This window comes from Halomonas marinisediminis (assembly GCF_004347715.1).
GTDB lineage: Bacteria > Pseudomonadota > Gammaproteobacteria > Pseudomonadales > Halomonadaceae > Halomonas > Halomonas icarae.
Window position 1 is genome coordinate 1 of the sequence record NZ_SLTR01000008.1, and the last position, 16654, is coordinate 16654.

The following is a 16654-nucleotide window of genomic DNA, read 5'->3' on the forward strand; positions in this document are numbered from 1 at the left end:
GAGACAGGCAGTCAGGCCCTTCTTGGGTCACAGGCATCGACGAGAGGTGAACCCTCGTCGTCGAAAAATCTGAGGTGCCGACGGGTCAATGGAAGGACATGGGTGTCAGTCTATCGGCGTGTGAGTCAGGCAACCTCAGAGTCTCAACGACACCAGACTTGCAAAGGTTAGCTTGGTTTTTAAGAACCGGTCTAATCCAATTAGATCTGGTATCTGTAGTATTACTATCGGCGTGTAATACCAGTGGCTGGTTGATGCAGCCTTCGCGCAGCACGGCACGCTGGATTACCTCGCTGCTATTGGCCATGGACTCCTGGTCGAAGACCTCGGCATCGACGATCTTGCGACTGTAGATGTCGACGATCATATACAGGTAGTAGAACTGCCCACGCACCTGGGTCGGTAAGTAGGTCACGTCCCAGCTCCAACAGGCATTGGGGCGTGTCACCCGGTGTCGCTGGGGGTCGCCCTTGGGACGTGGAGCGCGAGCGCGGCCACGGTGGTCAGGTTACATCCGGAAACTCAGCCTGCCGGATGTAGTGCACCTAAATCCCGAACGGGACCCAGTGCCACAGGCCGCAGGATTTTAAAGAGCTGAAGTCATTTTATATGGCAACTATGTTGACAGACTCCGCACTCCTCCGGCGATAGGGCATGACGCGGGACAGGCCGCACCGCTTGAGGCCGGCGATCCTGATCGCCCCGCACCCAGCGGCGATACGTGTTGGTGCCGATGCCGAGTTCAGCGCATGCCGACTGCAGGCGTGCCCCTTGGGCACGCGCCTCATCGATCAGCTGTATGGCGTCCTGGCGATCTGTGGTGCTGATCATTCGTCCTCGTCCCCCAGATCGCTCGGGCCTTTTTTCGCAGCGTCAACAGGGCAGCGGTTTCGGCGAGCGCGGCCTCCTTGCGGCGGAGCTCGCGCTTGAGTTCCTTGTTCTCCTGGCGTTCCGCCTTGCGTGCTTCACTCTGCTGCTTGGTGGCGGCATCGCTTCGGTCGTTAGCGCCTTCACAGCTCGCACGCCAGCGCTGGATCTGCTCGGGATAGAGGCCACGCTGCCGGCAGTATTCAGCACGCTCAGCCTCGCTGAGGGCCGCTGTCTCCAGAACGGCGTGGAACTTGTCCTGCGAGCTCCAGCCTTCGGGATCATCGCTCTGGTCAGGTAGCAAACGGCCTGCTTGCCGAGCCTTCTTGCGCCAGTTGTACAGTGTCGCAGCGGAGATGCCTTCTTCCTGGGCCACTTCTGCCACCGTGCGGTTGTGCGGCGGGAGCAGCTTCTTGAGGATGGCCTCCCGGCGCTCGTCGGAGTACTTCATCGGAACCTCATCACGCCCCATATGGTTCAGAGTCTAACAGCCGCTGATACTCCAACTAGCGTGACAGTGGGGGGAAGGGTACCAGCGCTGGCCCTCCTGCTTCTACCGGGTGGTCCAAAGTGCTGCGGTTATTCTATGAATCCAGGTAAGGCAGTCTTCGGTGTTCACGTTAATCATTTAGAAAGCTATAAAAGGCAGTTTTTAATGTTAAAAAGGTATGCCAAAAACACAGGAGTTATGAAAATATCTTCCGTTGTGGCTGTTTTTTTAATAAGCTTGCAAAGCTTTTATTTCCACACGATTGGTGCGTCACTGTTAACAGTCTTCGGAAGTGTTTTGTTGTTGGCCACAGGCCTTTCTCGCATATTCTTTTCTCCTCGCATGATTCTTTTCCTGGTGGCGGTTTTTTTCTTTTTTACATATCACTCTTTTGTTTCAATATATAGTCACTCTTCGTATTCTCCGCTATTTTCTTTCGTGGTTACTGTTTTTACAGTTTGTGGTGCTTTTTTTGTTTTTTCAAACAATCCAAGGCTTCTTACAGATGTGCTAGGCCTTGTGATTTCTATCCATATCTTCTTTTATCTACTTCAAGTGGTTTATTGGTTTACTTTTGGGGAGTATTTGGATTTCCTAGAGCCTGTGACCGGCGACACACAAAGATACTCCTCCCAAAAAGGAATGCTACTAGACGGTGAGCGTGTGCCAAGATTTACCGGACTTTTTAACGAGCCTGGATCTTATAGCACTTATTTATTCTCCCTCGCGGCGGTTAGGTTTTTAGCAGTGAGAAAACTCGACCGCATTCTAATATTTGCATTGGCTTCTATGGTGTTGAGTTTTAGCTTGTTTGGCATCGTTCTCTCTTTTTTGTTTCTGGTCTTTGCTTTATTTGTAGTGAGAGAGAGAAGAACTGTATGGTTTTTAGCCCCTTTGTTTCTAGTCGCTGCTTATGTGATATTTCCGGAAGTTGAGCGGAGGTTGTCTTCAGATTTTTCAGGCTTAGATGGTAGATTTCAGGTGGTTGATAATATTTTTATTCTACGAAACTTTTTATATGGATCTTTGAGCTACGGTGAGGCTTCATTCGCTGCTAATGATACAGGTGTTTTTTTGTTTCTTTTGTCATATGGTGGTATAGGTGAGTTGCTTGTTTTTTTGATAGTTGTTGTAAGTGTTTTATATTCTCGCGGTTGGATCGCGGCATGCGTGCTTATAATGATTTTGTCTACAAAAATTAAAATAAACTATCCTATGCTTTGGTTTGTCATGGCATGTATTGTTATTGCTGGGTCTAGAACTCAATTATACTATAATAATGCTAGTTTTAAGAATGTAAAAGCAGGACCTTCACTTTCCTGATGTGCTAAGTGCGGGTTGCTTGTTTCAGGTGTTTTTTTTAGCTGTGCCAATAATTTTCGAGAGGCTCAATGAAGGCCGTACATGTTATCATCGGTTTAAATGTGGGTGGCGCTGAGCTGATGCTCAAGAGACTTATTGAGGCTCATGGGGGGCAGCCGGAGATAGTTCATAGCGTGATTTCATTAACAGATCAAGGTGTACTGGGTGACTCTTTAAGTAAACAGGGAGTGAAAGTTTACTGCTTAGGCATGTCGGGTATCACTACGGGGCTTGCAGCATTTTTTAAGTTACGGAAGTTGTTGCTGCAGCTGCGTCCCGATATTGTTCATACTTGGATGTACCATGCCGATCTGCTGGGTGGACTGGCCGCACGCAGCATCGGAATGAAAAACTTGATCTGGTGCATTCGCAGTACTGATATTCACAAAGGAGGCAGTAAAGTTACCTTGTTGATTCGAAAGCTTTGTGCCTTGCTGTCATGGCGATTGCCGCGTGTGATTATCTGTGCGGCAGATGCGTCTCGTCAGGTACATGAGGCGGTTGGCTATGCATCGGATAAAATGCAGGTGATACCCAACGGTTTTGACCTTGATAAGCTGTTGGTTACGCATGACCCAGGCACCCGCGTTCGAGATGAGCTAGGTATAAGCCATGCGTGCACGTTGGTGGTATCCGTTGGCCGGTATAATCCAGTCAAAGACCACAGGACTTTTATTGAAGCAGCAGCCAAGGTGGCAGAACTGCGTGGTGATGTGAGATTTATGCTTGTTGGGCGAGGTCTTGAGTGTGCTAACTCGCAACTTATGGCATTGATTGATGCAACTGGCCATAAAGATGCTTTTTATCTGTTGGGAGAACGCAACGATGCCACCGCCTGCCTAAAAGCCAGTGATGTTTTTTGCCTACACTCTATTACTGAAGGGTTTCCCAATGTACTGGGTGAGGCAATGGCCGTGGGGTTGCCCTGTGTAACGACGGATGTAGGCGACGCGGCCTACCTTTTGAATAACCCTGATTGGGTGGTGCCTGCTGCTAAACCCGATCAGCTTGCCGAGAAGCTCAATGCTATGCTGTCCCTTCCTCACGCTGAAAGATTGGCACTGGGTAAAGCGGCTGCTTTCCGTATTCGTGAACATTTCACTATGGAAGTGATCAGTCGTCGTTACTACCATCTTTACACATCGCTTATCGACTAAAGTTATTTTATTTTAAGATAGATATCTTTATGCAAAATGATGCATGCACCCCTGTTTTTCGGGTCGTGATTTTAGCTGGCCTCCCGCGCTCCCTTATAAACTTTCGCGGCCCCTTGGTCAAAGCCCTTTGTGATGCAGGCCTTGAAGTCCATGCAGTTGCCCCTGGCTTTAACTCTGATTTGGAAACTCAGGCACAGCTTGAAGTCTGGGGTGTCATCACCCATGATGTGCCTATGCAGCGCACGGGTACCAACCCGCTGAGAGACCTGAAGGCGCTTCGCTTTCTCTACCATCTCTTCCGCGAGATCAAGCCTGATATGGTGCTGGGCTATACTATTAAGCCAGTGATCTACGGTACCCTGGCGGCCAGGCTTGCCAAGGTGCCCAAACGCTATGCGCTTATTACCGGACTGGGATATGCCTTCACTGGAGAAGCACGGGGCAAGCGAGGGCTGATACAACTCATGGTTCGTGGGCTCTATCGTCAGTCGCTGAAGCGAGCCAACCTTGTGTTCTTCCAGAACCCCGATGATGAGGCGCTGTTCAAGCAACTTGGGCTTCTTAGCCAGCAAGTGCGTTCCAAGGTTGTGAACGGCTCGGGCATCGATACGTCACGATTCACGCAGGTTCCGCTGCCCAAGGGCAACCCCAGCTTCTTGCTAATCGCTCGCCTGCTGGGTGACAAAGGCATTCGCGAGTATGTGGAAGCCGCTGCGTGTGTGCGTGAGCGCCATCCGGAAATCAGTTTCAAGGTGGTAGGTGATATCGACGCCAATCCGGATTCCATTACGCTCCATGAGCTGGATGCTTGGATCGCGGCGGGGCATATCGATTACCTGGGCAAGCTCGATGATGTGCGCCCGGCGATTGCCGATGCTAGTGTCTATGTACTGCCAAGTTACCGAGAAGGTACGCCGCGAACTGTGCTAGAGGCTATGGCCATGGGCCGGCCTATTATCACCACTGATGCACCCGGCTGCCGGGAGACGGTGGTAGAGGGTGACAATGGTTACTTGGTGCCGGTGAAGTCCGTGGATGCTCTGGTCGAGGCGATGTTGAAATTTATCGATCAGCCGGCCCTGATCGAGAGGATGGGACAGCGCTCACGTGCGATAGCCGAAGAAAAATATGATGTGCAAAAGGTTAACGCAGTGATGCTGGAGGCGATGGGCATTACGGATAGGTCTACACCGGACATTTCCAGTAACACTTAAACCGATACAGCTCATCAGTCATGGAAAGAGCTAATCCATATTATGTTGAAACGTGGTTTTGATGTTTTTGCATCGTTGTTCGGCTTGTTAATACTATCTCCGTTGATGATGGTTGTTGCGGTGATAATCCGCGTCAGGCTAGGTTCGCCAGTTTTGTTTCGTCAGGCGCGCCCCGGCCTGAACGGCAAACCCTTCGAAATGATCAAGTTCCGCACCATGCGCGATACCTATGATGAAAATGGCAATCCGCTGCCTGACTCCGAGCGAATCACGCCCTTTGGCCGTTTCTTGCGCTCCACGAGCCTGGATGAGCTGCCCGAGCTCTGGAATGTGTTGAAGGGTGACATGAGTGTGGTGGGGCCACGGCCGCTTAGAATGGAGTATTTGCCACTTTACAACGCCCATCAGACAAGAAGGCATGAAGTTAGGCCTGGTGTGACGGGCTGGGCACAAGTAAATGGTAGAAACTCAATATCGTGGGAAGAAAAATTCGATCTTGATATTTGGTATGTCGATAACCACACGTTTTTTTTAGATATCAAGATAATATTGGCAACCATCAGGAAGGTGCTGTCTCGGGAAGGTATCAGCAGTAGTAAAGAGGTTCCTATGCCAAAGTTTGAGGGGAGTCATCGTGGATCACGAAAATAGTTCAGACTTGGTCATTGTAGGAGCAAGTGGATTCGGAAAAGAAGTTGCCTGGCTTTCACGCCGTCTTGGATTAAATGTCAAAGGCTTTTTGGATGATGGGATTGAGCCTGGTAGTATAGTTTTCAACTACCCAGTTCTCGGAAGAATTTTAGATTGGCCTGAATATTCTTTCTGTAAATTTGTGATTGCAATAGCATCGCCTAGAGTGAGAAAGATTGTCGTTGAAAAGATGTCTCAAGTTAGGTCGCCTGACTTTGCTACCTTAGTAGATCCTGCCGCTATCCTGGAGGATGATTCGTTAGATATCGGCCCAGGAACGATAGTATGTGCTGGTACCATATGTACTGCTGACATTGTCATTGGAAGCCACTGCATTGTAAACAAAGCTTGCAGTATCGGTCATGATGTTAAAATTGGTGAGTTCGTCACTATATCTCCAAAGGTAATGCTTGGCGGGAGCGTTTTAATCGAGCATGGTGTGGAAATAGGTGCTATGACTGCTGTTCAGCAAGGGGTAAAAGTTTCTCAAGGCGCCATGATAGGTATGGGAAGTGTTATTAGGAAAAATCTACCCGCCAATACTCTGGTAGTTGGCAACCCGCCTAAAACACTCCGCAAGCTGAAGGAGTTTTGATGCTAAACGGACCCTTTTCGCCCTGGCCCTCCTTTACGGAAGAAGAGGCCGAGGCAGTGCAGCGGGTGCTGCTCTCCAACCAGGTGAACTACTGGACCGGCCAGGAAGGCCGCGAGTTCGAGCATGAGTTTGCCCGCTTCGCCCAAACCGAGTACGCCATCGCCGTTTCCAATGGCACCACCGCGCTGGATCTCGCCTTGAAGGGGCTGGGAATTGGAGAGGGTGATGGTCGGGGCCGCGATGAGGTGATCGTTACCTCGCGTACGTTCCTGGCGTCTGCTTCCAGCATCGTCACTGCCGGTGCGGTGCCGGTGTTTGCCGATGTGGATCGTGACTCCCAGAATATTACTGCCGCTACGGTGGCCGAAAAGATCACGCCAAATACCCGCGCGATACTCGCCGTGCATCTGGCAGGCTGGCCATGTGAGATGGATGAGCAGATGGCGCTGGCCGAGAAGCACGGCCTCACTGTGATTGAGGACTGCGCCCAGGCTCATGGCGCCACCTATCGGGGTCGCAGCGTGGGCAGCATCGGCCACGTGGGCTGCTGGTCGTTCTGTCAGGACAAGATCATGACCACTGGTGGGGAAGGGGGCATGGTCACCACCAGCGATGAGGCGCTGTGGCGCAGGATGTGGGCCTACAAGGACCATGGCAAGAGCTGGGAGGCGGTGTACGAGCGCGAACACCCACCGGGTTTCCGCTGGCTCCACGAAAGCTTTGGTACCAACTGGCGGCTGACCGAGATGCAGGCCGCCATCGGTCGCATTCAGCTGGCTCGCATGCCGCAGTGGAAGGGGGCGCGCCAGGCCAACGCCCAGCGTATCTGGCAGGCGGCCAACGAGTGCCCTGGTCTACGGGTGCCGCCGATTCCCGAGCATATCGAGCATGCGGCCTACAAGTGCTATGTGTTTGTGGAACCGGAAAAACTGGCCGAAGGCTGGGATCGCGATCGTATCCAGGCGGCAATCGTCGAGCGGGGTGTGCCGTGCTTCTCGGGCTCGTGTTCCGAGGTCTATCTCGAAAAGGCCTTCGATGGTTATTCGGGTAACCCTGGCTGGCGGCCCGAACACCGCTTGCCCGTGGCGCGGGAGCTGGGTGAGACCAGCCTGATGTTTCTGTGCCACCCCACGCTAACCGAGGCCGAGATCGACAAGACCTGCGAGATGATTCGTGAGGTGATGGAAGAGGCGGGGGCTGAGGGGCGAGGTACGAGGTACGAGGGGCGAGGAAGAGAGGAGCGAGGAGCGAGGAGCGAGGAAGAGAGGGACGAGGGGCGAGGAAGCGAGGGGCGAGGGGCGAGGAAAAAGAGGTACGAGGGGCGCGGGACGAGGAAGTGAGCGGGTAGGGGCGAGGAAGCGAGGGGCGAGAATCGAGTGATTGGTGGGGCTGGCCTATGCTGATGGTATGAAGTCAGTATGGGGGAGCGGACATGCGGTTTGAGGACTTGGAGGTTTGGAAGCGTGCCGCGCGCCTGAGCACGAATATTTACCAGCACTTCTCGGACTCAAGAGATTTTGGCTTCAAGGATCAAATCACTCGCTCATCGTTGTCCATCGCCAGCAATATCGCTGAGGGCTATGAGCGTATCGGCGAGAAAGATCGCATTCGCTTTCTGAATTATGCCAAGGGCTCTTGTGGTGAGCTGCGTACACAAATCTACATCGGCACCCAGATCGGCTATATCGACCGCCAAGTAGGCAAGCTATGGGTTGAAGAGACTCATGAGCTTTCCAGAATGCTTTACGGTCTGATGAACCACTTCCGTAAGCAAGGATAGTCGAGGGCCTAAATTTGAGGGATATTGCTCCTCGCCCCTCGCCCCTCGCCCCTCGCCCCTCGCCCCTCGCCCCTCGCCCCTCGCCCCTCGCCCCTTTCCCATCTATTTCAATCAAGGACATCAACCATGTTGAATCTGGATAACGTGCGCCTGGGCGTGATTGGCCTGGGCTATGTGGGGCTGCCGCTGGCGGTGGAGTTTGGCAAGGTGCTGCCCACCGTGGGGTTCGATATCAATGCCCGGCGCATCGGTGAGTTGCGTGATGGGGTGGATCACACCCTGGAGGTGGAGCCGGAGCTGCTGGCGCAGGCGAGCCAGCTGTCGTTCTCGAGCGAGCTGGAGGCGCTTCGGGAGTGCAACGTCTATATCGTGACCGTGCCGACCCCCATCGATGCCAGCCGCCGGCCGGATCTCACGCCGCTGGTTCGTGCCAGTGAGACCTTGGGCCAGGTGGTGGGGCAGGGCGATGTGGTGATCTATGAATCCACCGTCTACCCCGGTGCCACCGAGGAGGCCTGCATTCCGGTGGTGGAGCGGGTCTCGGGGCTGACCTACAACCAGGACTTCTATGCCGGGTATAGCCCGGAGCGTATCAACCCGGGCGACAAGGAGCACCGCGTTACTACCATCAAGAAGGTGACCTCGGGCTCCACACCGGAGGTGGCCGAGTTCGTGGATGCCCTCTATCGCCGGGTGATCACCGCCGGTACCCACCAGGCCAGCTCCATCGCCGTGGCCGAGGCCGCCAAGGTGATCGAGAACACCCAGCGCGATGTGAATATCGCCCTGATCAACGAGCTGGCGGTGATCTTCAATCGTTTGGGGATCGATACCGAAGAGGTGCTGGAGGCGGCCGGTACCAAGTGGAACTTCCTGCCGTTTCGGCCGGGGTTGGTGGGCGGTCACTGCATCGGCGTGGACCCCTACTACCTGACCCACAGGGCCCAGCAGGTGGGCTACCACCCCGAGATGATCCTGGCCGGGCGCCGGCTCAACGATGGCATGGGCGCCTATGTGGCAAGCCAGCTGGTCAAGCAGATGATCAAGCGGCGCATCCATGTAGACGGTGCCCGGGTGCTGGTGTTGGGCCTGGCCTTCAAGGAGAACTGCCCGGATCTACGCAATACCCGGGTGGTCGATATCCTCAATGAGCTTGCCGAGTACAACGTCCGGGTGGATGTCTTCGATCCCCAGGTCAATGGCGATGAGGCCGAGGTGGAGTATGGCATTCGCCCGGTGGAAACACCGGAAGAGGGCGCCTACGATGCCACCATCCTGGCCGTGGCTCACCGCGAGTTCTGCGAACTGGGTGCCGAGGGCATTCGTGCCTGGGGCAAGCCCGAGCAGGTTCTGTACGATCTGAAGTACGCGCTCGACAAGACCCAGGTCGATCTCAGGCTGTAATGATGTCGCAGTTAACGTAGCTGTAGCGTTTCACTCAGCTGTGGTGACTCTCGCACGCCGTGTACGACATCTCTTACACGGCGTGTCACTTTCCTGGCGTTACTAGCGGCTGAATGCTGGCGCCATCGGCTGCTATTATTCCGCGATTCCCCACCTTGCTCACCTTATCCCATGTCTCCTGGATCCTATGCATCCTGGAGTGGGAATGAGAAGGACCGTTCTGTGCTGATAAAGTTGTTTTACCCGCTGTTCCGGCTGCCACGCACCCAGAAGCGCCTGGTGCAGCTGCTGGCGGATGTGGTGCTGATCATCTTCAGCTTCGCCACGGCCATGCTGCTGCGTCTGGATAGCCTGGCCTTTATGACCCAGCCGGAGGTGTGGCTGGTGCTGCCGGTGATGATTCCGGTGAGCCTGTTGATCTTCATTCGCGTGGGGTTCTACCGCGCGGTGATCCGCTATATGAACCAGAAGGCGGTGAAGGCGGTGCTGGCGGGAGTGGCCGGCTCGGCGATTTCCCTGGCGGTGATCAACGTGCTGCTGAATCTGCCGGTGCCGCGCTCGGTGCCCTTTATCTACGCCATGCTGGCGATGCTGACCATCGGCGGGGTGCGGTTCTTCCTGCGGGCGATCTATCTACGGGGGCAGCTGCGCCACAAGACCCGGGTGCTGATCTACGGTGCCGGCTCGGCGGGTCGTCAGCTGGTGGTGTCGCTGCGTCAGGGGCATGAGTATGAGCCCTGCGCCTTCGTGGATGATGCCCAGGGGCTGCATCGCGCCTTTATCGAGGGGCTGAAGGTCTACCCACCCCAGGCAATACCGAGCCTGATCGATAACTACGGCATCCAGAAGGTGCTGATGGCCATTCCCAGCAGCAGCCGGGCAAGGCGGCGCGAGATTCTCGAGAGCCTGGAGCCGCTCAGCGTGCCGGTGCAGAGCATCCCCGGCATGAAGGATGTGATCCAGGGCCTGGCCAAGATCAACGAGGTGCGTGATGTGGCGGTGGAGGATCTGCTGGGCCGTGATCCGGTGCCGCCGGATGCCACCCTGATGGGCGCCAATATCCGCGATAAGGTGGTGATGGTGACCGGCGCCGGGGGCTCCATCGGCAGCGAGCTGTGTCGCCAGATCCTGCGCCAGGGGCCTCGCCAGCTGATCCTGCTGGAGGTCTCGGAGTACAACCTCTACCACGTGGAGCAGGACCTGCTGGGCCTGTTGGCCCGCGAGGGCCTCTCGGTGCCGCTGAAGGCGCTGCTGGGGTCGGTGCAGCACCAGGCCCGCCTCGAGGCGGTGATGACGCAGTTCGGCGTGCAGACTGTCTACCATGCGGCGGCCTACAAGCATGTGCCCATGGTGGAGCACAATGTGGTGGAGGGGCTGCTGAACAACGTGATGGGCACCCATGCCTGCGCCGAGGCGGCGATCGCCAGTGGGGTCGAGGCCTTCGTGCTGGTCTCCACCGACAAGGCGGTGCGCCCCACCAACGTGATGGGGGCCAGCAAGCGGCTGGCCGAGCTGGTGTGCCAGGCACTCGGCGGCGAATCGCACGGCACGCTGTTCTCCATGGTGCGTTTCGGAAATGTGCTGGGCTCCAGTGGCTCGGTGGTTCCGCTGTTCCGTCGCCAGATCGAGGCGGGCGGGCCGCTTACCGTGACCCATCCCGATATCACCCGTTACTTCATGACCATTCCCGAGGCCGCCCAGCTGGTCATTCAGGCGGGGGCCATGGCGCGCGGCGGCGATGTGTTCGTGCTGGATATGGGCGAGCCGGTCAAGATCGCCGAGCTGGCGGGCCAGATGGTGCGCCTCTCCGGCCTGGAGCCGGCGTTCCCCGACCGCGATGAGGTGATCGAGGGGCAGGAGAACCACCGGCAGGGCGATATCGAGATCGTCTTCACCGGCCTGCGCCCCGGCGAGAAGCTGTATGAAGAGCTGCTGATCGGCGATAACCCCGGGGCGACGCGTCACCCGCGGATCATGACCGCCAACGAGGTCTCGATCGCCTGGCGAGAGATGCGCCAACTGCTCGAGCGCCTGCTGGAGGCCTGTTACCGTTTCGACTACCCGGCCCTGCGTGAGCTCCTGCTGGAAGCGCCTACCGGCTACCAACCGACTGGCGAGGTCGAGGACCTGCTGTGGCAGGCGCAGCAGGCCGGCCACCAGACGGAAGACCTCAGCGCGGATCAGACCGCCAGGGTGGTAGACCTGCGAACCAGAAAGCGATCGTTAATGGGGTAAGTGAAAGAGGCAAGACGCCGAGCTCGGGAAGCCGAGCCTCGTTGATGCCTGCCGAGGGCACGTGTTGAGAGGCACGCCTTGGTACGCATGGTGCCACCTACGATTTTCAAACATGCAGTTAGCAAACAAGTACCCAAGACACCCGGCCGGGGAGACCCGCGCCGGGTGTCTTGCGTTCTGGGCCACAGATTTCGGCGCGCTGGTCATGGGGGCCGGGCGGGATTCATTGTCAGGGCCAGGGGTTGATTGTGGGAGGCCGGCTTTGCCGGGCGAATGGAGGCCAACGGCCTCCCCGAATGAGCCAGAAACATGCGCCAAGACAAGCGGGCGCCTGTCGGCGCCATCGCCCGGGAGGACCCGGCCTCCCACAGGGTGGCGAAGCCCCCAGTGGGTAGCGGAGCGTGGGCGGACGGGGGCATTGTCAGGGCCAGGGGTTGATTGTGGGAGGCCGGGGTTCCTTGTCAGGGCCAGGGGTTCATTGTGGGAGGCCGGCTTTGCCGGGCGAATGGAGGCCAACGGCCTCCCCGAATGGGCCAGAAACATTCGCCAAGACTACGGGCGTCTGACGGCGCCATCGCCCGGGGGGGCTCGGCCTCCAACAGGGTGGCGAAAGCCTCTCTGTGGCTCCTTGTTGAGTTCCACTGTTTGGCCGCCCTCTCGGCTCCCTTTATGGCATTGGGGGAGGGCAAGCTTCTCGGCTCCCTTATGGCTCTCTTTATGGCAAGCGGGGGAGGGCAAGCGGCTGTTTACACGGGATGTTGAATTTTATTCATGATTTTTTATCGGTCGAATAGTGCCATTAAAGTTAATTTTTGTAACTTATTGATTCTATGAGATAAGGGGAAATCCCGCCAAACCGGATTATGGTGACTTTGGTACACATGCTGTTACAAAGGTTTACGTTGCTGGGTGTCCGTACCATACTTCCTACTACCTGGCCTAAAGACGCTTGCGGAACGATGGTTGAGCCCGATCATACTGGAGATAAGCATGAACCTAAGGACTGGAAGTGTGGTGTTTGTCTCGGAGCAGAATCCACAGTCGACCCTATTCATTGACTATATCAAGAACCATATAAGCTGCTCCGTTTCACAGCTATCGCCCAATGAGAATACAGCCCGCCTTCCGGAAGGCACCGAGCTCGTGATCATCGATGCCGGCTATATGGACGAAAGCCTGATGCTGAAGTGGCATGAGCTGGTCGCCGAAAACCAGGATGTGCGCATGGCGGCCCTCAATATGCGGGATGAGGCGCACGCCGCTGAATTGCTGACGTTTCTGCATCTCTCGGGGGTGTTCTATCAGCACGACTCCCTCGACATGATCTGCAAGGGAATCGACCAGCTGCTCGAGGGGCACCTGTGGATGTCCCGGGCGCTGATGACGCGGCTGATCGAGTTCTTCAGAAAGCAGGCACTGAACTCCTACCGCCCCGCCTGCGGGCTCACTCAGCGGGAGCTTGAGATCATCGGGCTGCTGGGGTCGGGCGCTTCCAATATGCAGATCGCCGATACCCTGTTCGTGAGTGAGCACACCGTCAAGTCTCACCTCTATAACATCTTCAAGAAGATTGACGTTCACAACAGAACTCAAGCGGTTAACTGGGCCAGGCAGAATATTGGCGCCCCGCCTCCGCTGATGAAACCGAACACACGCCGGGGAGGAAAGGGATGCGACAGCGACTCGCTTCAGTAGTGTCTTCCTCGCTAGCGTCTCTCGTTACGCTGCTGATGCTGGTGGCCGTCAGCTCCCATGCTCAGGTGTCGCTTGACTCGGGTGGAGCGGCGCAGGGGCAGGCCAGCCGGGGTCAGGACAGCATCGCCGAACAGGAGGAGGGGGTCGCGGAGACGCCCGGCCAGGCCGAAGAGGAGTTGGAGCAGCAGTTCCAGCTTGGCGAGCCCGGCATTGCCGGGGTGCTGATCGATCGCACCATCACCATGACGGGGAAGACGTTCTTTCGGCAGTTTAGCCAGCTGAGTCTCGCCAGGCCGATTATTTCGGAGGCGAACCTGGCCGTCTACGAGAGACCCTCGGCGAGATGGGGAAGCCAGGTCTGGATTACCCTCGATAATCAGGTGGTGTTCGAGGCAACGATGCCCCCGCGCCTCAGCGATGTAGACGACTATGTCGAAGTGGCCATTGAACAGGTGGAGCAGCGGGTTATCAGGAAGTCCATTCTTCAGGCGCTCGATAACGACCCTGATCTGGCTGACGAAGAAATCTAGCACACACACGTTTATCTCGCGCAGGCGTATCTCGCAAAAGCTAGCTCGCACTGGTCAGCTCGTATAGGCGAGTCGTATAGGAGAGTAATAATGAAACCGAAACTTATCGTATCCGCAGCACTCGTCGCCGGTGTCGCATTCACGGCGAGCCTGACCTACGCGGGGGAGATGATCTACAGGCCCATCAACCCCTCCTTCGGCGGTGATCCCTTGGTGGGTAACTACCTGCTGGGCAAGGCACAGGCCCAGGATGACAACACCGATCCCAATGCCCCGGATTTCGGCGGGTTTTCCGAGACGGATCTGTTCCTTCAGAATCTGGAAGCGAACCTAGTCGAAAGGGCCATTAATGATGCTGTGAATGGTGAGCCAGGGCGTACTAGCGAGATCGAGAGTTCCAACCTGAGAATCAGGGTTCGCAGCCTGGGTGGCGGTGGCTTCGTGATGAATATTCTGGATCGCACGACGGGCGAACAGACAACGGTAAACCTAGGCCAACCCACGGGTCAGTTCTAATAGAACACTGGGCAGCCCTGAAAAGGCCGCCTGGATGACAAAGAAAAAAGGGACAGGGAGCAGAAGAATGAAAGTGATCTCGACGCTAATGGCGGCAGGGCTCTTGACCCTGAGCGGTTGTGCCAGTGTGGTGACATCCTATGATCATCTTGAGGGGGCGCCGGCGACCCTGACGCCACGAACAGAGACCTACAAGGATCTGACTCAGCTGCCGAAACCCACGGCGCCGGTATTGGCCGCCGTCTATGACTTCCGCGACCAGACCGGGCAGTACCGCCCGTCTCCCGCGAGCACGTTCTCCACGGCGGTGACTCAGGGTGGGGCGGCGATGTTGAGCTCGGCACTGGCGGAGTCGGGCTGGTTCGTGCCCCTCGAGCGGGTCGGTCTTCAGAACCTGCTGACCGAGCGGCGAATCATCAGGGCCAATCTGGAGCGCATTGGCAGGGAGAACGAGCTGTCGTCGCTGAATGCCGCGCGCGTTCTGCTGGAGGGGGGCATCATCGCCTACGACTCCAATATGAAGACCGGCGGGCTAGGGGCCGAGTACTTCGGTATCGGTGCCTCGGGCGAATATCAGGTGGATCAGGTAACGGTTAACCTGCGCGCCGTGGATATCGCGACGGGTGAGGTGCTGGGCAATGTCACCACCAGCAAGACCATCTACTCCCACGAGATCAGGGCCGGGGTCTATCGTTTTATCAGCTTCCAGCGGCTGCTCGAGGCCGAGGCCGGCTACACCCACAATGAGCCGGTGCAGATGGCGGTGATGTCGGCGATCGAGTCTGCGGTGATTCATCTGGTCACCCAGGGGGTCGACCGGGGGCTGTGGGCGCTACAGAACCCCGCGGATATCGATCACGAGGTGTTTGCCGCCTATCGCGACGCACCCGTTCCCATGCTGTAGCGCGTTATTGTTTCCTTACCGCATCACACCAGGCCGGCCCCTTGAGGCCGGCTTTTTTGTGATTCATCACAGACTGACGTGAAACCTGTAGGTCGGAGGGATGCTCCGCTACCCACTGGGGGGGAGACCCCCTGTGGGAGGCCGGGTCCCCCGGGCGATGGCGCCGACAGGCGTCTTGGTAGTGTTGCCCAGTACTGTGCCCTTACCGGGAGGCCGTTGGCCGCCATTCGCCCGGCAGAGCCGGCCTCCCACGATGAACCCCGGCCTCTCACGGTGAACCCCGGCCTCTCACGGTGAACCCCAGCCTCCCAATACTTACTGCCGAACGGATTCAGACCAGTTTGCGAGGAACCTTGTTAGTAAGCACTTTTTGCAAAAATGTCGAAAAATCAGACTTTTGAATGCGATTGTTGGCTTATCTAATGAACGACAGGAAAAGAGGATGAGTCTTTTAGTCATTTAAATTAATGTAAACCTATGATTGCTGTGTGTCTTGTTTGTGTAAATACTTGTAACAAGCTTAACGAGCAGGCAGGGCACACCATCATGACCTTCAAGGCGACTCAATTACCGGCGACTCCTTCCTTGCACTGCGCCGACATTCATCCGGCGTTTCGCAGGTCACTTTTGAGTCTTGCCTGTCTGGCGGCCCTGGGGGTTTCCGTATCGGTTTCGGCCCTGGATGTGCATCAGACGTCCGAGCTCGCCACGCAAGATTCGGCCTACTCCACTGGTAGTGTCGCGATAACGGAGCAGTCCGGTTTCGGCCATGTTAGCCGAATTCAGCAGTCGGGTAGTAACAATGAGTCGCAGATTATCCAGGACGGTCGCGTTAACCGAGCACTCGTGATGCAGAGCGGCGCGGGACATGACGCCAGGCTGCTGCAGTCGGGCGGCTACCTGGAAGGCTCCATTGTGCAGTATGGCCAGGGCCACGAGGCCAATCTGGTGCAAAAGGGCTACGGCAAGGAAGCCCATATTATTCAGTCTGGCGTCCGCGGTCGGGTGGATGTCATGCAAGTTAACGCCTCTCGTGGGACCCCTGTGGAAGTGACGCAGTTCTCCCGCGGAAAGGCAGCCATTCAGGTGATCCAACACTAACCAAGAGCATGGGTGGGTTGCCTGATTCGATGGGGTCGACTTACTTGAAGCGACTTCATAAAACAACCTGGTAAATGCCAACAACTATTGCTATGCCAGGGCAACACGTAAGGG

Annotated in this window: 16 protein-coding genes; 14 read left to right on the forward strand and 2 right to left on the reverse strand. The window is 56.4% G+C overall.

What is annotated here, in order from left to right; translation table 11 throughout:
- Positions 1 to 85: 85 nt before the first annotated feature.
- Entirely contained in the window at positions 86 to 448 is a 363-nt protein-coding gene (locus E0702_RS21730) for a DDE-type integrase/transposase/recombinase (RefSeq protein WP_132042467.1), read from the reverse strand.
- 336 nt (positions 449 to 784) lie between these two features.
- The gene (locus E0702_RS07570; RefSeq protein WP_165927500.1) at positions 785 to 1318 is read right to left on the reverse strand and encodes a transposase; all 534 of its coding nucleotides are present in this window, start codon (positions 1316 to 1318) and stop codon (positions 785 to 787) included.
- A 135-nt stretch (positions 1319 to 1453) separates the two neighbouring features.
- Here E0702_RS07570 and E0702_RS07575 point away from each other — a divergent pair, with 135 nt between their 5' ends.
- The 14 genes from E0702_RS07575 (at position 1454) to E0702_RS07640 (ending at position 16540) form a co-directional block, all read left to right on the forward strand.
- The gene (locus E0702_RS07575; protein ID WP_132042470.1) at positions 1454 to 2680 is read left to right on the forward strand and encodes a hypothetical protein; all 1227 of its coding nucleotides are present in this window, start codon (positions 1454 to 1456) and stop codon (positions 2678 to 2680) included.
- A 68-nt stretch (positions 2681 to 2748) separates the two neighbouring features.
- A complete protein-coding gene (locus tag E0702_RS07580) occupies positions 2749 to 3876 on the forward strand; it encodes a glycosyltransferase family 4 protein (protein ID WP_132042472.1) in 1128 nt (375 codons plus the stop codon).
- Positions 3877 to 3905: 29 nt separating this feature from the next.
- Complete coding sequence (locus E0702_RS07585) at positions 3906 to 5090, forward strand: glycosyltransferase family 4 protein (protein WP_132042474.1); 1185 nt, start codon at positions 3906 to 3908, stop codon at positions 5088 to 5090.
- Positions 5091 to 5132: 42 nt separating this feature from the next.
- Positions 5133 to 5741 (forward strand): sugar transferase, encoded by a 609-nt coding sequence (locus E0702_RS07590; protein ID WP_132042476.1) that lies wholly within the window; start codon positions 5133 to 5135, stop codon positions 5739 to 5741.
- Positions 5725 to 6375 (forward strand): acetyltransferase, encoded by a 651-nt coding sequence (locus tag E0702_RS07595; protein ID WP_132042478.1) that lies wholly within the window; start codon positions 5725 to 5727, stop codon positions 6373 to 6375. Before E0702_RS07590 ends, E0702_RS07595 begins: the two co-directional genes overlap by 17 nt.
- Positions 6375 to 7715: a DegT/DnrJ/EryC1/StrS family aminotransferase gene (locus E0702_RS07600; RefSeq protein WP_132042480.1), complete on the forward strand. Its 1341-nt coding sequence runs from the start codon at positions 6375 to 6377 to the stop codon at positions 7713 to 7715. The genes E0702_RS07595 and E0702_RS07600 overlap by 1 nt, the downstream gene beginning before the upstream one ends.
- A 92-nt stretch (positions 7716 to 7807) precedes the next feature.
- Entirely contained in the window at positions 7808 to 8155 is a 348-nt protein-coding gene (locus tag E0702_RS07605; protein ID WP_132042482.1) for a four helix bundle protein, read from the forward strand.
- A gap of 126 nt (positions 8156 to 8281) precedes the next feature.
- Positions 8282 to 9559 carry a Vi polysaccharide biosynthesis UDP-N-acetylglucosamine C-6 dehydrogenase TviB gene (gene tviB, locus E0702_RS07610; RefSeq protein WP_165927501.1) on the forward strand — a complete coding sequence of 426 codons (1278 nt, stop codon included), beginning with the start codon at positions 8282 to 8284 and terminating at the stop codon, positions 9557 to 9559.
- 222 nt (positions 9560 to 9781) lie between these two features.
- A complete protein-coding gene (locus tag E0702_RS07615; RefSeq protein ID WP_240721696.1) occupies positions 9782 to 11794 on the forward strand; it encodes a polysaccharide biosynthesis protein in 2013 nt (670 codons plus the stop codon).
- Positions 11795 to 12784: 990 nt separating this feature from the next.
- Positions 12785 to 13489: a LuxR C-terminal-related transcriptional regulator gene (locus E0702_RS07620; protein ID WP_132042684.1), complete on the forward strand. Its 705-nt coding sequence runs from the start codon at positions 12785 to 12787 to the stop codon at positions 13487 to 13489.
- Positions 13465 to 14019 (forward strand): CsgE family curli-type amyloid fiber assembly protein, encoded by a 555-nt coding sequence (locus E0702_RS07625; protein WP_132042486.1) that lies wholly within the window; start codon positions 13465 to 13467, stop codon positions 14017 to 14019. Before E0702_RS07620 ends, E0702_RS07625 begins: the two co-directional genes overlap by 25 nt.
- Before the next feature lie 90 nt (positions 14020 to 14109).
- On the forward strand, positions 14110 to 14535 hold the full coding sequence (locus E0702_RS07630) for a curli assembly protein CsgF (protein ID WP_132042488.1): 426 nt from the start codon (positions 14110 to 14112) through the stop codon (positions 14533 to 14535).
- 67 nt (positions 14536 to 14602) lie between these two features.
- Complete coding sequence (locus E0702_RS07635) at positions 14603 to 15439, forward strand: CsgG/HfaB family protein (protein ID WP_132042490.1); 837 nt, start codon at positions 14603 to 14605, stop codon at positions 15437 to 15439.
- A gap of 546 nt (positions 15440 to 15985) precedes the next feature.
- Entirely contained in the window at positions 15986 to 16540 is a 555-nt protein-coding gene (locus tag E0702_RS07640; RefSeq protein ID WP_132042492.1) for a hypothetical protein, read from the forward strand.
- The last annotated feature ends 114 nt before the right edge of the window (positions 16541 to 16654 follow it).

Bases quoted from the DNA above. Each gene is read 5' to 3' on its own strand.
- E0702_RS07605 (WP_132042482.1), top strand. From the start codon at position 7,808: ATGCGGTTTGAGGACTTGGAGGTTTGGAAGCGTGCCGCGCGCCTGAGC.
- E0702_RS07625 (WP_132042486.1), top strand. From the start codon at position 13,465: ATGCGACAGCGACTCGCTTCAGTAGTGTCTTCCTCGCTAGCGTCTCTC.
- tviB (WP_165927501.1), top strand. From the start codon at position 8,282: ATGTTGAATCTGGATAACGTGCGCCTGGGCGTGATTGGCCTGGGCTAT.
- E0702_RS07600 (WP_132042480.1), top strand. From the start codon at position 6,375: ATGCTAAACGGACCCTTTTCGCCCTGGCCCTCCTTTACGGAAGAAGAG.
- E0702_RS07570 (WP_165927500.1), bottom strand. From the start codon at position 1,318: ATGAAGTACTCCGACGAGCGCCGGGAGGCCATCCTCAAGAAGCTGCTC.
- E0702_RS07630 (WP_132042488.1), top strand. From the start codon at position 14,110: ATGAAACCGAAACTTATCGTATCCGCAGCACTCGTCGCCGGTGTCGCA.
- E0702_RS07640 (WP_132042492.1), top strand. From the start codon at position 15,986: ATGACCTTCAAGGCGACTCAATTACCGGCGACTCCTTCCTTGCACTGC.
- E0702_RS07590 (WP_132042476.1), top strand. From the start codon at position 5,133: ATGTTGAAACGTGGTTTTGATGTTTTTGCATCGTTGTTCGGCTTGTTA.
- E0702_RS07585 (WP_132042474.1), top strand. From the start codon at position 3,906: ATGCAAAATGATGCATGCACCCCTGTTTTTCGGGTCGTGATTTTAGCT.
- E0702_RS07575 (WP_132042470.1), top strand. From the start codon at position 1,454: ATGAATCCAGGTAAGGCAGTCTTCGGTGTTCACGTTAATCATTTAGAA.
- E0702_RS07635 (WP_132042490.1), top strand. From the start codon at position 14,603: ATGAAAGTGATCTCGACGCTAATGGCGGCAGGGCTCTTGACCCTGAGC.
- E0702_RS07620 (WP_132042684.1), top strand. From the start codon at position 12,785: ATGAACCTAAGGACTGGAAGTGTGGTGTTTGTCTCGGAGCAGAATCCA.
- E0702_RS07580 (WP_132042472.1), top strand. From the start codon at position 2,749: ATGAAGGCCGTACATGTTATCATCGGTTTAAATGTGGGTGGCGCTGAG.